The organism is Humisphaera borealis, from assembly GCF_015169395.1.
GTDB classification, from domain to species: domain Bacteria; phylum Planctomycetota; class Phycisphaerae; order Tepidisphaerales; family Tepidisphaeraceae; genus Humisphaera; species Humisphaera borealis.
This window is the reverse complement of sequence record NZ_CP063458.1, coordinates 3283514-3301009: the sequence shown is the minus strand read 5'-3', so window position 1 is coordinate 3301009 and position 17496 is coordinate 3283514. Positions and strand designations below refer to the sequence as shown.

Genomic DNA, 17496 nt, shown 5'->3' with positions numbered 1-17496 from the left:
ACCGGATGAAGCGTTCCGGCGGGCCGAGCGAATCGTTCGCCACCGGGAAGCTTTAAACGCGACGGCGGTCTTGCCGCCTCGCGAACGCCAGCCGACCACCGCAGACAGAGGTTTGTCCGAGGCTGCCATGGCTTGACCCGCCGGCAACCACGGACCCAACGGAGAAGCCGTATGATGGGCCGTCACCTGCTGATGCAATCGCTGCTGGGCCACCTGGCCTTGCTCGCCGAGAAACACCCCAAGAAAGCCAACACCGCCGTCGCGCGGAAGATGAAGCTGGAGGCCAACCAGCTCGTCCGCCCGAAACGCGAATCGCTCCGCCGGGCCGCCTGAAGACGTGGCAGGGTGGCTGAGTGGACGGGTGGCGCGGTAGATTTCTGTCGTTCGACGTCGGTGTGCAAAGTCCGCGTCGAAGTTCAGAAGTGACCGCATTACCAATCCTCCCGACTACTCATCCATGCGAACCCAACTCATCGGCCGCTCACCGCTTGTCGCGACTCGTCTTAGTTACGGCTGCTGGCGCCTTGTCAGCACCATGAACCCGGCCGAGGTCACCCCCGACCGCGAAGCCGAAGGCCGCCGGGCTGTCATCGCCGCCTACGAGGCCGGCTACACCCTCTTCGACCACGCCGACATCTACTGCGCCGGCGTCTGCGAGAAAGTCTTCGGCGACGTGCTGCGCCAGGTCGCCGGCATGCGCGACCGCGTGCTCATCGCCACCAAGTGCGGCATCATCCTTCCCGCGCCCGGCGTTCAGCACCGCTACGACTTCTCCCGCGACCACATCCTGCGATCCTGCGAACAGTCGCTCCAGCGGCTCGGCGTCGACACGATCGACCTCTACCAGCTCCACCGCCCCGACCTGCTGATGAACCCCGCCGAGGTCGCCGGCGCCTTCAATACCCTCCGCCAGCAGGGCAAGGTGGGCGAGTTCGGCGTCAGCAACTTCAGCCCGTCGTTCGTGACGGCGTTGCAATCGGCCTGCCCGTTTCCGCTGGCGGTGAACCAGGTCGAAGTCCACCTCGCCCGGCTCGACTGCTTCTACGACGGAACGCTCGACCAGTGCCTCGCCCAGAAGATCACCCCGATGGCCTGGAGCCCGCTCGGCGGCGGTGTGCTCGGCGACGGCGGCACGGTCGAGGCGTCGAATCCGAAGGCGGCCGTGCTCAGCAAGTTGCAGCACGTCATGGACGAAGTCGCCGGCAAGTACGGCATCAGCCGATCGGTGCTCGCCGTCGCCTGGCTGCTGAAGCACCCCAGCGGCATTGTGCCGATCATCGGAACCATCAAGCCGCAGCGCATCGCCGAGATGGTCAAGGCCGACGACGTCGAGCTGAGCCGCGAGGACTGGTACAAGCTCCTGGTGGCGGCGCGCGGGGAAGCGTTGCCCTGACGGAGTGACCCGACGTCCCCGATTCACTTTGAAGGAGCGTGTGACCTTTGAAGGAGTCCGTGCCCGCTTACTGCGTGAGTACACTTCGTGCGCGGCTCCTTCAAACGATAGCACGGTGAATCTTTGGGATTGTCGCGGGTCGGGGTCGCCGCCTTCCCGCACGCTTGCGTACCGGGTATACCGAAGCGGTGCTCGGCGACTACCAAATGACTCTGCTCCTGGCCGCTCTGGTGGTCGTCGCGCTGGCGACGGTCGTCTGGTACTCGCGCCGGCTCGTTCCGCCTCGCCTGCCTTACTACGCCAAGGAACATCTCTGCTCCAGGGGCGAGCAGGCGTTTTACTGGGTACTGATGCACGCCGTGCCGGCGGGGATGGGCATCTCCATGAAAACCCGCCTGAGCGACGTCATCGGCTGCACCACCGAAGGGTGGAAGACCGGGTACGGCGCCAAGATCTCCCAGAAGCATGTAGATTTCGTCATCATCGATCCCCTTACCACCGCGATACTTCTCGTGATCGAACTCGACGACAAAACCCACCAGCAGGCCGACCGCCAGACGCGCGACGTCTTCGTCGATCAGGCCCTGGCGGCGGCGGGGGTGGCGATCCTCCGCGTCCCGGCGGCGCGGGAGTACGACCTGGACGACCTCCGCGACCAGATCGAACACATGCTCCGCCACGTCGCGGCCGCGTGACAGTCGCAACCTGCCAAATGAATGAGTTCACCTACTCTTCCATAAGCCTGCTCTCAGTCTTTAGCTCTGTGCTTGCCGTGTCCTCCGTGGTGGCGATCCAGGCTCCCTCGCCCCGTCGGTAAACCCCATCAGCGCATCGGTCGATAGTCCAGATGCCCGTGGTCCCGTTCCGCGCCGTAATACCGCACCGTCGCACCGCGCGGCGACCGGCGACGCGGTCTGATAAAACGCTCGATTAAACGCGAGCCTGCAATCCCATGTCAGAATCCGCCGCCCAAGCCGTTGTTGATGCCATCGAACGCAACAGCGCCATCTCGCTGCTGATGCCGGCGACCGGCCCCGGCGACGCCAAGCGGACGCGGTTCCTCGGACAGACGTCCGCCGGCATCTGGATCGAGTGCCCCCCGAAACAGCAACTGCTCGCAGAAACCCTTCAACGCTGGGGCAAGCCGGTGGGCATCTCGTTCAGGACCGGCGAATACCTCGTCTCGTTCTCGGCGGCGATTCTGGGATACCGGCCGAGGTTCACATTGTCGGCGGCGGTGGGCGATGTCGAAGCGATCTGCGTCGGCGAACCGGTCGGCCTGCGGATGACGCAGCGCCGCGCCGGCTACCGTGCCAAGGTCGCGTTGGATGCCGAAATCAGAACACTCGCCTGGCCGATCGACGAGAAGGCGTCGATCGACATCATCCCGCCGACCCCCGGCATCATCTGCGACCTGCGCGACCTGAGCATCAATGGCGTTGGTGTGATCCTGAAAGCGTGCAAAGGCAGGTCGCCCCGGGTCAGTCTCGACGACCGCATTCGGCTCGAAGTCTCCGCCGCCGAAAAGCACCTGGTCATCGGTACGCGTGTCCGTCAGGAACCCCGCAAGCTGCCTGACGGATCGGTGCGCGTCGGTTTGAACATCGAAGGCATCAGCAAGACCATCGAAGGCCGCCGTACCCTCGCCCAGATCGCCCAACTGGTGGCCGAACTGCAGCGCATCGAAGCCCGCCGACGAAGAGCAGGATGAGCCCAGCTCGCGCTGCACTCTGAATGACGAATAGCGAAAATCGAATGACGAATGGAATCTCGAATCTCCAATGTTTGATCCATTGGATCTTGGAGTTTCATTCGCCATTCGGATTTCGTCATTCGTGATTCGGCATTTCCCACGTAGCCCGACCGTTACAGTTGCGCTTCCTGCTTCACGATCGCGTCGAAGATCTCCTGCGACGTCTTGGCTTCCGTCAACGCGTGGCGGAATTTGTCGATCGTCATCAGCCGGCTGATGCGGGCGAGCGCGTGAATGTGCGGCCCGGTCTTGTCCGGGGGGCTGGCGAGCAACCAGATCAGGCTGACGGGCCGGCCGTCGATCGCCTGGAAGTCGACCGGGGTCGCCGGTCGGCCGATCGCCATCACCAGGTGGTCGGTGCCGGTGCACTTGCCGTGGGGAATCGCCAGCCCGTTGCCGATGCCGGTGGTCCGGGTGGTTTCGCGCTCCAGGACGGCATCCAGCACCTTCTTGGGGTCGGTGAGTTCGCCGTTGTCGGACAAAAGGGTTACCAAGGCGCCGATCGCCTCGGCCTTGGTGTTTGCGACCAGGGGAAGTTTGATGTTCTGAGGTTTGAGGATCTCGGTCAGACGCATACCGTGACGCTCCGGTCAGTGGGCGGGTAAGAGGTTCAAACAGTTCAGGCCCACGGTTGGTTGGAGGGACGATGGTAGCCGGGCGGGAAGAGGGACGCAACGCGGGTCGTCGAACCTGGGCAACACAATCATCGCGTTCACCATGCGACCACAACTGCCAAACGAACCCGAGATGGCATCTTATTGCTGAATCCTTCTGAGGGTGAACATAACCTTCCAACATGGAACCTCCCATCGCGTCGCCGCTGCCAAAGGAACACGAGGCGGCCAAACGAACCCAAGGCGGCCGAACGAACCCGACAGGTCGCTTCCGGCCGAACGAACCCAGCAATGTGATTTGGATCACTAAAGCTTTCAATGCACGACACGGTCGTCGCTACAGGTGCCAACTGCCGCCAAGGGTCGGCGGCCCCGCAGAGCCATTCCCGCGCAGGGCCAAGCAGCGCAGGTCTCCGGACTACCCGGCTGCGACCCTGGCACCGGTGGTCACCACGCGAACCCGCCTAGCGAACCCGGGCCGGCCGAACGAACCCGAGCATCCCACGACCTCACCAGAATGCTCGCTCGGATGGGCGCACATCCCCGTGCAGGCGGAGATATGTACGGTATATATTAGGTTCACGGTCCAGTCTGTCAACGGATATATCACGCCTGGCTGCTCGACCAATGCGGCCAAGCGATGCCTTGGCAGACGATCCAAAACCGCGCAAACGGCCCCTCTGTCTCGACGTCCCCCTGACCGCGTCTACTGGTGCCATTTCCGCGCGGCCAGTCTTGCTCTCAAGGTAAGAATTTGCACAGCGTCACAGCGATGAACGCCGGTTTGCTAACGTCGCCCCGACCAGGTTGCTCGAGATCTGGCGAAGACGGCTTGATCGGAGAGTTTCATGGCAACGGCTCTGCAGAAGCATGGGAAGCATGGTCATCAGCAAAAGGCGTTTACGCTTGTCGAACTGCTCGTTGTGATCGGAGTCATCGCGCTGCTGATCAGCATCCTTCTTCCAGCACTGAACAGGGCGAGGGAGCAAGCGCAGGCGTCGGTTTGCCTCTCAAATCTTCGTCAGATCGGTGCGGCGCTGACGCTCTACAACAATGAGAATCATGGGTACAACGTACCGTCCTACACCATGACCGGCACGAACAGTGGCGTGCCGCTCGAAGGCTGGGCGTGCATCCTGGACGCGTTGAACTATGTCAAAGCGGCCGAAGGTTCCGGCAACTCCGTCTACGCGTGCCCCAGCATGCTTCATGAAGCGCCGCTCGACGGGCAGACCGGTACCGCAGAGTTCAAGGCCAACGGATACATGGACTGGCCCAATACCGGACTGGGAACCCCCGGGGTGACGGTCCCGTCGCGCGGGCACAACAAGATCATCCGCGTCGGCTACTGGATCAACGCCGACAACCCCATCGGTACGACCAATCCCATTGTCCGCGATCTGTACTACACGTCCTCAGTCGGATTCGGGCCGATCGCCGGTGAGTTCCTCCGGCCGACCAAGATCTCGGCGATCAAGCGGACCACTGCCACTATCGCACTCACCGACGGCGTCTACGCCGGCCAGCAGAGAAACTGCCGACTGGGCGACACGAATCGACGAATCGGTTACCGCCATGGCGGGGTTGTCAAAGATCCCTACGCCAACGTGCTTTTTGCCGACGGACATGCCGAATCGATTCGCAGCAGTGAGTTTCCCCGCGCCAAAGGTGCCACTACCGGCACGGCCGAAGAAATCCGCCGTGAGAACTGCAACGGCGGGCCGACCGTTTACGCCAATCCCAACCTTCAGTTCTAGTTGTAATGCAATTTGCAGGCAGAAAGACAGGTCGCGATGCCGGTTGTTTGTCTCTCGGATGAATCCGTATGGGCCGTACTGCGTCGGACTCCACGGCTTTACCCCGCATCTATTGCAGTGCTCATGGTTCTACTGGCAGGTGCGGCCGTGGCCGCCGCGCCCGCCACTGCGCCGGCAGGCGCCGGTCAAGCGCCTGCCGGAACCGCCGACATTGGGTTCATCGGGTTGCATGGCGGCGTCTACGAGCAGCTACAGTTTCATTCCCGGCTTCAGGGAATCCGTCTGAAGTATTTTGATGACAGCGCGATCGCCTCGGGGGAGGCAGATCTGGGCTCGGTCAGCGTTGTCTACGTTCAGCACACCCGTGAAGAGGACCGCGAAGCCTATCGGCGAGCGCTTGCGCGGGCGCGTCAGCAGAATCCGGCGGTCAAAATCGTAGCCTTCGATTCAAAAGGGCGGGAGTTCCTTCGTGAGATCGCCGGGAAGGATCTGGTCGTCAATGACGTCGAGGCGGGCAAGTACTACGGCAGCACCAGCGACAATCTGCGGCGCCTGCTGACGTACACCGCTGCTACCTATCTCGGAAGGCAGGTGAAGATCGAACCGCCGCAGGATGCCCAGGTTTCGGGGATGTACCACCCTGATCACGCCGGGATGTTCGAAGACGTCGGTGCATTCCTCGCGTGGCGGAAGTCCGGAGGCGTTGCGGTCGACGGCAAACCCCGCTTGCTGATTGCCGTTCATTCCACCCACCTGGCGTTCCAGCAACCGCGCGTTGTCGAAGCTCTGGTGCGCGAGGCCGAGAAGCAAGGCGCGATTGCCGTCGCGATCATTGACGGCCGCTCCGACGGCTACATGGCGCAGGCCAAGGGCTTCCACCCGGACGCGGTCATACACACCTGCCACAGTACCGACGCCCTTCCGTTTCGAACTGAACTCGACGTGCCGCACCTCCATTCGATCTTTTTTCGGAAGCAGTCGATCGGCGAGTGGCTTCAGAGCTCGATCGGTCTGTCTTCGAGCGAAATCGCCTTTCACATCGTAGGGCAGGAACTTATCGGCGCGATCGAGCCTCAGGTCGTTGCCGGAACGCGCTCCGGGGGCGGTGGATCCGATGCGTTCGAGCCAATTCCCGAACGGGTCGAACACCTGATTCGCCGGGCTCTGTCCTACGCTCGCCTCCGGTCCACACCGCAAGCGGCAAAAAAAGTCGCAATCGTCTACTACGATCGCGAGATGGGAAAAGGGGAGCTGATGCGGGGCAGTTCGACCGGCATGCACATGAACGCTCCGCGAAGCGTCGTTTCGGTACTGGACCGGATGAAACTCGCCGGTTACACGATCACCCCGACGCCGCGCAACGAGGAGGAGCTTCTCGGCTGGATGATGGATCGTGGGAGGTTGGTCGGCGTCTGGGCACCAGGGGAACTCGACAAGCTCGTACGCACCGGCTCACCGGTTCTCATTCCGGCCGAAGAGTACGAGCAGTGGTACAAGCGCCGCGTACCCGAGGCGCGACGCGCTCAGCTCGACGCCAAATGGGGGCCGGCCCCGGGCAAGTTCATGGTCTGGGAGAACGTGGGACGCAAATTCATCGTCGTCCCCCGTATCGACCTGGGAAATGTCATCCTGCTGCCGCAACCTCTCCGCGGCGAAGCCCACGGAAAAGAAGCACTCAACAGCCAGGCACACGATAAGGTCACCGCGCCTCCGCACAATTACCTGGCAACGTACTTCTGGCTGGAGGAAAAGTTCAAGGCCAACGCGCTGGTGCACTTCGGCACGCACGGCTCAGAGTTCGCGCTGCCGGGCAAGCCGAGTGGGCAATCCGACCATGACTGGCCGGACGTTGTCATGGGCGCAATGCTCAACTTCAATCCGTGGATCATCGAAAACATGGTCGAGTCAGCGCCTGTCCGCCGCAGGGCATACGGCACCCTGATCAGCCATCTCCCGCCGCCGATTGTTACCGCAGGACTCAGCGATGAATTGGCCACGCTGCACGAGACGATCGACAAATGGGAGTTGATGGAAGAGGGCGGGCTTAAGGAAAAGTTTGCGGCTGAGATCGGCCGGCTTGTCCGTGTCTGCCGCCTGCAGGTGGACCTTAAGCTGTCGATCCCCGAAGACAACCGGCTCGACGCTTCCTCGATTGCACGGGTCAATGATTATCTCCATACGATTCTCGAAGAAACGACGCCCACGAGTCTGCACGTGCTCGGCGAGCCTCCGCGAAAGGACTTATTGCCGGCGTACATGGTAAACGTGCTCAGGACGCCATTTCTCAAGGCGCTGGAAATCCTGGTGCACGGCCACACCCACGAGCCGGCGACCGACGCGCCGCACGGCACCCCGGAGAGCGGCCACGAACATAACGTTCGCCCGGTGGCGGAAAAGATCCTGCGGCTCATGTTGGTGGACGGGCTTTCCCCCGGAGATGCCGTCAGCCTTGGCGTTGGCCGGAGGATCGACTCGTTACCGGAGGACATCGACCGCGGTCTGAAGCTGGCGCTGAAGATGAATCAGGACTTCCAGCGCACGACCGATGAAATCGGAAACCTGATCGCCGGGCTTGACGGCCGGTTTGTTCCGCCCGGTCCGGGAAACAATCCGATCCGCAACCCCAACGCGGTTCCGACAGGGCGCAACATGTATCTGCTGAACCCGGACGAAGTGCCCATGCGACCGTCCTGGGAACTGGGCAAGAAGCTGGCCGACGATCTGATCAAACGACATCAGCAACAGCACGGGCAGTTTCCGACGAAGATCGGCTTTGACCTCAGGTCGTCGGCCACCTTCCGGGACTACGGGGTGATGGAAGGGCAGATCCTGGCGCTACTGGGGGTCGAGCCGGTGTGGGACGAGCGCAACCTTGTAAGCGACATCAAGCTGATTCCGCGGGAAAAGCTCGGCCGCCCCCGGGTGGACGTCTTCATTGCGGCGGGCGGATGGTACGAATCCAACCTGCCGGGTCGGCTGAATCTGTGGGACAAAGCCGTGCGCCTGGTGGCAGCATCGTCCGAGCAGGACAACCCGATCTTCCGCAACACGGTGGATCTAAAGCGGACGCTGATGAAAGGCGGAATCGACGCCGCCAAGGCGGAAACGCTCGCGCCGGCGAGGATTTTCGGTATCGCACCCGGACGCGAAACAGCCAGCTCATTGTCCTATTCTGTCGAGCGGTCCGGCGACTGGAGCACCCGTGAAGAGATTGCCAGGCAGTACCTTGCCGCCCACAAATATGTCTACACGGAGGGAGCCTGGGGCGAGTCGGCCGAACCTCTCTATGATGCGGCCATCCAGGGTACGCACACCGTCGTCCGGAGTTGGTCGGATTACATGACCAGCCCGCTATCGAGTCGCTACACCTGGCTGCACGGCGGGGCATTGGCGCTGGGCGTCGAACAAGCCACCGGCAAGCGGCCCGACTACGTCATTTCCGACGTGCGCGATGCTGACAAGGCTGCACTGGTCAAAGCAGAAGACGCACTGCAGCGCGAATACCGGGTGCGGCTATTCAACCGCAAGTGGGTGGAAGGGATGATGAAGGAAGGCTACGCCGGGGCGGATCACATGCGATTTCTGGTTAGCAACAGCTTCGGCTGGGAGGTCATGCGGCCGGGCAGCGTCGGTGATGCGAATTGGCAGGGCATGAAAGAGGTGCTGGTCGACGACAAGCTTCAGGTGCGGCTCAAGGAGTGGTTCGAGAAGAACAACCCGTATGCCTATCAGGACGCGACCGCGGCGATGATCGAGGCCATTCGCAAAGGACATTGGAACGCCGACGAGAAGACGCGACAGCAACTCGCCATGGAGTTTGCCCAGAGTGTCGGAAGACACGGCTTCTCCGGGAACCTCCGGACCGGCGGGAACAAGCCGATGGAGGAGATGATCGTCGGGCAACTTCAGTCCATTCCGGGTGCGGCGGCAAAGGAAGCACTTGCCCAGTATGCCGTACAGGTGCAATCGCAGCGGCAGATTCCGCCCGCTGACGCTCTTGCCGCCGCGCCGGCGGAACCCACGCCGGCGTCACCTTCGGCACCAAAGGCCAATGCGCCAGAAGCCACGCCAACGGTCGCGGAATCCGTTGCTCCGCCCGCTGCCGCGCCTGTCGAAGGCTATCGGGCGGAGCTCGCTGCCGCTCCCTCCTATCGATGGATCTGGACGGCTGCCGGGGGCGTCCTGGTGCTCGCGATGATCGCGATCGGCGCTCTGCGACGAACGGGGACTCCCATGTAGTTCGCCCCTGGTGAACGCAGTCGATCACCGGCGCACCCACATTCGGACCGTGAAGCTCATGATTCAACAACTCAACGACGGCATCTCACGAACGCTGTATGAGATTTCGTCCGTATTGCTCTTACCGGTCATGCTGGCGGTCCTCGCCTGCTTTATCGCGTCGCTTGCTCTGCTCGGGGGCTTCGTCCGAGAAGCACGCGAACGCCGCAGAACACGGATGTCACTCGACGCCGCAATCCGACTGGTTAATACGGGCGAGGTTGACCCGTCCGCTGTCTGGAAAGCGCTGCTGCAAGGGGGCTGCGGCCTGCCCCTTTCCTATGGTCGCGCCGTCCAGACTGGTCCTGGGTCGCCTGCGTTCTGGCGAAAGTGTTTGTCCGATCTGGAGAGCCGGATCGCCGTCTCGCTGGGAAGGGTCAGCTTTCTGGCCCGCGTCGGACCCATGCTGGGGTTGCTCGGCACGCTGATCCCGTTCGGCCCGGCGCTTTCGGGGCTATCCTCCGGCGACATCCAGACGCTTTCAGCGAATCTCGTTACGGCGTTTGCCACGACCGTCGTCGGGCTGCTGTGTGGGAGCATTGCGTACGGCCTCGGAACGGTGCGGCGTGCCTGGTATGGCAGAGATTACGACGATATTGAGTACGTGGTCCAACTCATTTCGGAGGTGCATTCCCTTGAAGTATCGAAAAGCCAGGAAGTGGGAGGAAACGGACGACGATCCGACCTCCGGACTAATCAACTTGTTTGATATCTGGATGGTGTTCGCGATCGCCGTCCTGATCGCGTTCGTCCAGGCAGGCTCTCTCCGGTCGGAAGCGTCCGGCGCCCGGGCGCCTGCCTCGTCCACGCCGACCATGCGCGAGAAACTGGCCTCGGAGACGGTCCAGGTGATGCAGATGGAAGTGTCCAATCAGAAGCTATCAGGACAGGGCGAGCGGCTTGGTACCGCATACCGCCTGAAGTCCGGACAGGTTGTTTATGTGCCGGAGCCGAACGCCAGGTAAGGCATCTACGCCTGGCAGTTGCCGTTCCGGCATGGGCGCACGTTGCCACCAGCGTCTGCACACGACGTCGGTTGCTCGCTATAGTTCCCGCATGGACGACGATATCGCCAGGCAACTCGCGATCCGCGACCGGCTCCGGCGGCGAATGGAAGCGCAGCGAACGCCCGAAGAGCGCCTGGCGGCGATGAACAAACTTCAGCGAGCCTGCTGGGAGCGACTGCAGCAAAACCCCGAAGGCCTGGCACGCTTCATGCGACGCAACATCAGGAAGCGAGCGATTGACGTTCGACCGGAGTGGCTGGATGCCTGAAACCGACATCTTCCTGGTTCTCTGGCGGCACGGCGTGCCGTTCACCATCATTGGCGGCCACGCCGTCAACTTTCATGGCTACGTCCGCGCCACCGAGGACGCCGACCTGGTATGGCTTCGCACGCCCGACAGCGAAGTTCGATTGCTGGCGGCGCTGACCGAGCTCGGTGCCCGTTACTACGGGACAGAGAAGGACCCGGCCACCGGGCTGGAAAAGGACTACGCCGTTTCGCTTCCCTACATCCAGTCGATGCAGCTGATGATGCTTTGGACGCGGGACGGTTTTGTCGATCTGTTCGCTTATGTGCCAGGGCTGCCCGATGTGCCCGTGCAGCAGCTCATCGACACCAGTGTCGAGAACAACGGCCTGCGGTACGTCACTCGTGACTGGCTGTTCAAGCTCAAGAGGGCCAGCGGCCGCACGAAGGACTTGCTTGATATCGAGCAACTCAGCGGCGACTGACGCGGCCCGATTGACGCGGCCGGAGAACTCGGAAACAGCAAAGCAGATCAGGCGCTCGCGCCTTCAACGGGAAAGACGGCACCCGCACCCTCTCGCGCCGCTTAAGCCAACGCGGTCGCTTTGTGCTTCAACTGCCCCGCGCATGCGTCTACCATACCGGGCATGAAACCAACCCTCCTGTCGGCATGTCTTCTCGCGGGTCTTCTCGTGGTCTCGGCCGTCGGCCTCGCGGCGGACAAGGATGCCGCCAAAGAAACCGCCACGAACACCGCCAAAGACACCGCCGAGCCGAAGCTCGAGCCGCTGTTCAACGGGAAGGACCTGACGAACTTCAAAGCCGACGCGAGCAAGGCGTTTTGGCGCGTCGAGGACGGCGTGCTGATCGGCGAAAACGACGCGGCCAAGAAGGGGAACTACCTCTACACCGAAAAAGAGTACGGCGACTTCGTCATCGAGTTCGACGTCCGCTGGAAGGGCGAACCGCCACGCGGCGTCGACACCGGCATCGAAATGCGCAAGCCCAACCTCCAGTTGCAGCTCGGCGTTTCAGGGAGCCTGAAGGTGGACATGTCCGGCTCCTGGTACGTCGGCAAGCCCGGCTATCCCGAGACCGGGCGGGCGAAGGAAGCCGCAAAGCTGATGAAGCCAGAAGGCCAGTGGAACACCTTCCGCATCCAGGCGAAGGGAGACACGTTCACCTGCTGGATCAACGGCACCAAGGCGTCGGAATACAAAGATCCCAAGTTCGCCGGCCCCGCGCCGCTGGGCTTCCAGATCCACCCGGGCGTGGTGATGAAGTGCGAGTACCGGAATATCCGGGTGGCGGCGCTGTAAGGGCGGCATCACTGCCGCAAGGGTCTTAGGGCGTGTGCCCCTCTCGCGGCGGCTCCGTCAGTGACACGGGCTTCCAGCCCGTGCGGGCGATGTCGGAGTCGTGTTGTCGTTCGGAGCAGCTGCCTGAAGTATCATGCGTTGCGCACGGGCTGGAAGCCCGTGTCACGGATTGGCCCGCAAGGTTGCATTATCGCCGGGGGCTGGCGGCATCGGCGTGAATGCAAAATGCAAAACAGGCAATGAAAAATGCAAAATGGCGCGTATTGCCATTTTGCATTTTTCATTGCCTGTTTTGCGTTTTGTATTCTTCAGGCTTCTGACTTCATCTTCACAGCAGCACCACCGTCGGCAGCCTCCGCCTCTCCTCCGTGCACCGGAGGAGAGGCGGGCGGGCTTACTCGGTCAGTGGGCGCCATGCTGATGTCCCGCCGCGGCGGGGGCGGCGCCGGCGTCGGGGTTGGCCTTCAGGTACGCCTCGACGTCCTTGGTCACCACGAGCTTGCCCCACATGTTCTCCCAGTGGCCGGGATACGTGCAGACGTACTCGTAAACGCCTTCGGCCGTTGGGGCGGTCAGCTTCAGGGTCTCACGCTGGCCGCCTTCGAGCAGCTTCGTGCCGGCGATGATCTCCTTGAAGTTGGGCATGAACGCCCGGCCCTGCTTGTCGAGCTGGTCGGGCCGCATCTCGATGACGGCGGTGCCGACCTTCTCGCGTGCGCCCGGCGCGACCACCGCCAGGTTGTGCGGCATGAAGTCGTCGTTGATCAGGATGATCTGGAACGGCTTGCCCGCTTCAACCACCAGGCGGGTGGTGTCGTAGCGCATCTGCTCGCGGACGGTGTTCAGAACGAACACCGCAACGCGGAGAGACTTAAGGTCGGCCCGGGCGGCTTCCTGCTTGTCAGCCGGCAGCATGCCGACCAACTCGCCGGCGAGCTGCAGCACGCCGATGTTCTCCGGATCGCTGCGGCCGGCGACCGACAGCTTCTTGCCCCAGGCGATCAGGTCGCCGGCGACGGCGGCGCCCAGGTCCTTGTCCCACATCTTGCGGGGCAGGGTCTTAAGGCCGCGGGCCGAGGCGGAGATCAGGTCTCCCTTGTTGATCAGCCCGGCGAGCACCGTCGCAACGGCCTTGTGCTCGTGGTTCATGCTGACGGCGGCCGCGATCGCGGCGGTGCGGATGTCGTCGGCGTTGATCGAACCGGCACCGATGTCGAACTTGGCGCTTTCCTTCGGGGCCGGGTTGCCCGCCTTGGCGAACAGTTCCTTACGGCTGGCGTCCAGCACGCTGATCTTGAAGCCGTCGAGGCGGCCGGCGTATTTGCCGTTGTCCTCGGAGCGGTTCCAGACCACGATCGAATCGATCGGGGTTTCGGCGGGCAGTTCGACTTCCCACCAGGGTTTGCTGTCGCCCTTGGTGTGGGTCTGGGTGCCGCTGCCGAACGACCCGTCGGTCTTGCCGTCGATCGCGCGGGAGGCGTCGCCGGAGTGGTCGGTGCTCGACTGGGTGGCCTTGCCGCCGAGGGCGATGTTCTTGCCGCCGCTGAAGATCTGCACTTCGGCGAGCGTCAGGACGCCGGCACCGGCCAGTTCGATGCGGACGAACTTGCCAGACGGGCTGCGGCTGGCCTTGGGGTCGGCCGTGGGGGCGGCGGTGATCAGGGGCATCACCTTGTCGTACGCCGCGGCGCGGAGTTCGGCGTTGAGGATCATCGGAATGCCTTCGAGCAGCTCGGTGAGGCTGCCGGTGCTCTTGGCGGCCTCGGGCCAGATGGCGTCGAAGTTGCCGTCGGCGGCGACGATCGCGGCCCAGGCGGGCCGGCGAACGGCCGGCACGGCCTTGGACTTGGTGATCTTCACCAGTTCGGCCCGCAGGGGCTTGAGGTCGTCCGGCGGAAGCATTGCCAGCAGCCGGGCGACGACCGGTCCGCCGGGGCCACTGGAAGCGGAGGTCGCCAGCGTGTCGATCAGGATCTGGGCGCGGTTCTTGCTGGTGGCGTCGGCGATCCCCTGCAGGGCCGACAGGCGGTCGGCATCGGAGAAGTCGGCCTTGGTCAGGATCATTTGCAGAACGGCCGGCACGCGGGGCAGGGCTCGCAGCTCGGCACTGGTCGCCGAGCCGACGAGATAGTGAACGCCCATCGGGTTATCGACGGCGATCGGGGTGCCATCCTGAAGCGCCTTCTTCCAGACCGGCTGGAGCTGCTTCATCGTCTCGGTGAGCGTGTACTCAATGTAGTAGTCGGTCGGCCGCTTGACGGCGGTCAGTGCGACATCAACCGCCTCGGCGGTGTCGAAGTAGCTGGCGGCGCGGACGGCCTCGAGCCGTACGCGGGGGTGTTCGTCCTCGGCGCTCTTCTTGAGCAGGCCGAGCACGCCCGGCACGCGGTCGCGCCAGTAAAGCGCCACGCGGGTCGCCGCGGCCCGCGCCTGCGGCACGGGGCTGGCGAGCATGCGCTTGAGCAGATCGACGTCCACGATGTTGTGCCACTGGTGAACCCAGAGCGCTTCCATCATGTGGTGTTCGTACGCGGGGTCTTTGGCATCGAGCGCCGCGGCCCACTTCTTGGCCTCGGAACAGACCTGCGAGCTGTCGCGGGTGCCCAGTTCGAGCTTGGCCCATTCGCGGACCTGGTTCTGCGGATCTTTCAGGAGTTCCAGCAACGCGGGGATCGGCTCGCCAGCGATCTTCGGCGGGGTGTTGAGCGGACGGCCTTCGGCGGTGATGCGGTAGATGCGGCCGTGCTTGTCGTCGCGGTTCGGATCGCGGATGTGGTGCTGCATGTGCCCGATGATCGGGTTGTGCCAGTCCACGAAGTAGATCGCGCCATCCGGGCCGGTGCTGACGGCGGTGGGGCGGAAGTTGGGATCGGTCGAGGAGATCAGGTGGGGCTCGGTTTCGCCTTTAAGGCCGGAACCGTCTTCGCTGACCTTGACGTTGTAGATGCCCTGAAAGCCGATGACGTTGATGTTGAGGAAGTTGCCCCAGAACTCTTTCGGGAAGTGGTTGCTGGTGAGCAATCCGGTGCCGGGGCAGGGGCGCGACGGGCGGGCCCAGAACTGCTTCATGCCGGGGTGCTTCTTGGGGAAGTCGATGTGACCGCTGATCGCCGGCCCGAAGTAGGTCGCATTACCGGTGGCGTCGGTGATCAGGTCGTTGCCCCAGTAGTCGAAGACCTTGCCGTGCGGGTTGGCAAAGCCGTAGGCGATGTAGCGGTCGAACTTGCCGGAGCGAGGTTCGAAGCGGTAGATCGCGCCGTCGGTGTTGCGGACGACGCCGGCGGCGGTCTCGATCTGGCTGCGGTGGAAGACGCCGTCGGAGAGGTAGGTTGCGCCGCCGGGGTCGAGGGCCATCGCGTTGGTGGTGTGATGGCTGTCGGCCGAGTCGATGCCCATCAGGACGCGCTCTTTCCAGTCGGCCTTGCCGTCGCCGTCGGTGTCGCGGATGAACCAGAGGTCCGGGGCCTGCATGAGCAGGACGCCGTCTTTATAGAACTGGAAGCCGGTCGGGCAGTTGAGGTCGGACGCGAAGTGGGTGACCTTGTCGGCCTTGCCGTCGTGGTTGACATCTTCGAACACCAGAAGGCTGTCGCCGACTTTGTCGGTCGGGCGGCGTTCGGGGTAGGTGCGCCAGTTGGCGACCCACAGTCGGCCCTTCTGGTCCCACGCCATTTGCACGGGGTTGACCAGCTCCGGGAACTGCTTTTCGTCGGCGAAGAGCTGCACCTTCAGGCCGGCATGGACTTCCATGCGGGCGATGGCGTCTTCACCGGAAAGGAACGGCCAGGCGCCGGCCTCCAGCGGGCCGACCTTGTTCGTCGGCACCTGTGTGACCGGGGGGAGATTTTCGTCATTGGGTTCGGCCTTCTTGCCTTGGGCGGCGGCCCAGATGACCGGATCGCGGTTGGCGGTCAGGACGTCGCGCTGCGACATCTCTTCCTGCATCACGTCGTAATTCTTGATCTTCTCGCCGGGCTTGCCCGACGGGAACGCAAGCTGCGAACGACCGCCGTAGACGTTGTAGCCGTCGACGGTGCGGTAGCGGCCGTGCCACTGGCGGTTCTTCTCGGCGATCGCCGAGCGCAGGTTGGTGATCTTGTCGCCGTCCAGTTCGGGGGCGCTTTCGTCGAAGATGCCGCGGAACAGCGAAGGCGCGATCGCCTTGCCGCCGGCGTCATTCAGATGGATGCCGTTGATGGTGAGCGAGGCGTTGTTCTTCGCGGCCGCGGCGTAGGCCTCCTGCGACGTGCTGAAGAGGTCGACGAACTGCACACCGTTGGCGGCGGCGACTTCCTTCATCGCGGCGGCGTACATCGCGACGCGCTTGTTGGATTCGGTCGGATCGGCGAAGTTGGGGTCCTGGTGCTTTTCGGCGGCGATGGGGGACACCAGCACGATGCGGGGCGAACCCTTGCCGCTGTAGTTCTTGGCCTTGGTCTCCTTCAGGTACTTGTCCAGGTCAGCCTTGAACGCATCAATTCCAGCCTGCCCGGCAAACGACTCGTTGAAGCCGAAGAACGCGACGATGACGTCGGCCTTGGTCTTGGTGAGCCACTCATCGGGGGAGCCGAAGTTGTCGGACCGCGCGCGGGTGGCGACTTCGTCACCCGAGACGGCCAGGTTCCGCACGACCAGGTCGTAGTCGGGGTAGCGGGCGTAAAGCAGGGTTTCAAACCAGTTGTCGTGTTGCATGCGATCGGCGAGCGAATTGCCGATGATCGCGATGTGGTCCCCCTTCTTCAGTTGCAGCGGGGCGGCGGCCGGCGCGGCAGCTTGCGCCGGCGCCTGGGCGGCCTGGGCTGGGGCGGCGACGAAGAACGTCGGGAACAAAGAGGCCACCCCGCCGGCCGACACGGCCAGGGCGAGGATGGCAGCAGTTCCCAGTCGGGACTGCCGGTGGTGAGTGCGTTGGGTCATGAGGCTCCTGTGTTGGTTGATGCGAATGCTACTGGATTACCGGGTTCGGCAGGACATTGTTGTCATTGGCTGGGTGGTGCCTGGCGGTTGCGCCGCCACCAAAACCCAAGAGAACGCGAAGGCGCGAAGGCACGAAGGAAACGCGAAGAAACTGAGTCTGCGGTCTACCATTGCTTGCGGCTTTGTGCCAAGAGCGCCAAGAAGCCAAGAGC

Annotated in this window: 13 protein-coding genes; 11 read left to right on the top strand and 2 right to left on the bottom strand. The window is 63.3% G+C overall.

Annotated elements, in window-relative coordinates:
- Nucleotides 1-171 precede the first annotated feature (171 nt).
- From IPV69_RS12275 to IPV69_RS12260, 4 genes are all read left to right on the top strand, one after another.
- Nucleotides 172-333, top strand: a complete 162-nt coding sequence (locus IPV69_RS12275) for a hypothetical protein (RefSeq protein WP_206295404.1) — start codon at nucleotides 172-174, stop codon at nucleotides 331-333.
- Nucleotides 334-457: 124 nt separating this feature from the next.
- A complete protein-coding gene (locus IPV69_RS12270; RefSeq protein ID WP_206295403.1) occupies nucleotides 458-1393 on the top strand; it encodes an aldo/keto reductase in 936 nt (311 codons plus the stop codon).
- A 206-nt stretch (nucleotides 1394-1599) separates the two neighbouring features.
- On the top strand, nucleotides 1600-2088 hold the full coding sequence (locus IPV69_RS12265; protein ID WP_206295402.1) for a DUF2726 domain-containing protein: 489 nt from the start codon (nucleotides 1600-1602) through the stop codon (nucleotides 2086-2088).
- Between the two features lie 257 nt (nucleotides 2089-2345).
- Nucleotides 2346-3104: a PilZ domain-containing protein gene (locus IPV69_RS12260; protein WP_206295401.1), complete on the top strand. Its 759-nt coding sequence runs from the start codon at nucleotides 2346-2348 to the stop codon at nucleotides 3102-3104.
- Nucleotides 3105-3259: 155 nt separating this feature from the next.
- On the opposite strand, the gene IPV69_RS12255 is transcribed toward IPV69_RS12260, so the two are convergent.
- The gene (locus IPV69_RS12255) at nucleotides 3260-3721 is read right to left on the bottom strand and encodes a PTS sugar transporter subunit IIA (RefSeq protein WP_206295400.1); all 462 of its coding nucleotides are present in this window, start codon (nucleotides 3719-3721) and stop codon (nucleotides 3260-3262) included.
- An 887-nt stretch (nucleotides 3722-4608) separates the two neighbouring features.
- Between IPV69_RS12255 and IPV69_RS12250 the strand changes: the two genes are divergently transcribed.
- From IPV69_RS12250 to IPV69_RS12220, 7 genes are all read left to right on the top strand, one after another.
- Entirely contained in the window at nucleotides 4609-5517 is a 909-nt protein-coding gene (locus IPV69_RS12250) for a type II secretion system protein (protein ID WP_206295644.1), read from the top strand.
- A 123-nt stretch (nucleotides 5518-5640) separates the two neighbouring features.
- Nucleotides 5641-9756 carry a cobaltochelatase subunit CobN gene (locus IPV69_RS12245; protein WP_206295399.1) on the top strand — a complete coding sequence of 1372 codons (4116 nt, stop codon included), beginning with the start codon at nucleotides 5641-5643 and terminating at the stop codon, nucleotides 9754-9756.
- 58 nt (nucleotides 9757-9814) lie between these two features.
- Nucleotides 9815-10504, top strand: coding sequence for a MotA/TolQ/ExbB proton channel family protein (locus IPV69_RS12240; protein ID WP_206295398.1), 690 nt, complete (start codon nucleotides 9815-9817; stop codon nucleotides 10502-10504).
- Nucleotides 10497-10760, top strand: a complete 264-nt coding sequence (locus IPV69_RS12235) for a DUF2149 domain-containing protein (RefSeq protein WP_206295397.1) — start codon at nucleotides 10497-10499, stop codon at nucleotides 10758-10760. Before IPV69_RS12240 ends, IPV69_RS12235 begins: the two co-directional genes overlap by 8 nt.
- A gap of 91 nt (nucleotides 10761-10851) precedes the next feature.
- Nucleotides 10852-11070 (top strand): hypothetical protein, encoded by a 219-nt coding sequence (locus tag IPV69_RS12230; protein ID WP_206295396.1) that lies wholly within the window; start codon nucleotides 10852-10854, stop codon nucleotides 11068-11070.
- Nucleotides 11063-11533, top strand: coding sequence for a hypothetical protein (locus IPV69_RS12225; protein ID WP_206295395.1), 471 nt, complete (start codon nucleotides 11063-11065; stop codon nucleotides 11531-11533). The genes IPV69_RS12230 and IPV69_RS12225 overlap by 8 nt, the downstream gene beginning before the upstream one ends.
- Before the next feature lie 162 nt (nucleotides 11534-11695).
- Complete coding sequence (locus IPV69_RS12220; RefSeq protein WP_206295394.1) at nucleotides 11696-12367, top strand: 3-keto-disaccharide hydrolase; 672 nt, start codon at nucleotides 11696-11698, stop codon at nucleotides 12365-12367.
- A 402-nt stretch (nucleotides 12368-12769) separates the two neighbouring features.
- On the opposite strand, the gene IPV69_RS12215 is transcribed toward IPV69_RS12220, so the two are convergent.
- Nucleotides 12770-17284, bottom strand: a complete 4515-nt coding sequence (locus IPV69_RS12215) for a PVC-type heme-binding CxxCH protein (protein ID WP_206295393.1) — start codon at nucleotides 17282-17284, stop codon at nucleotides 12770-12772.
- Nucleotides 17285-17496: the final 212 nt, after the last annotated feature.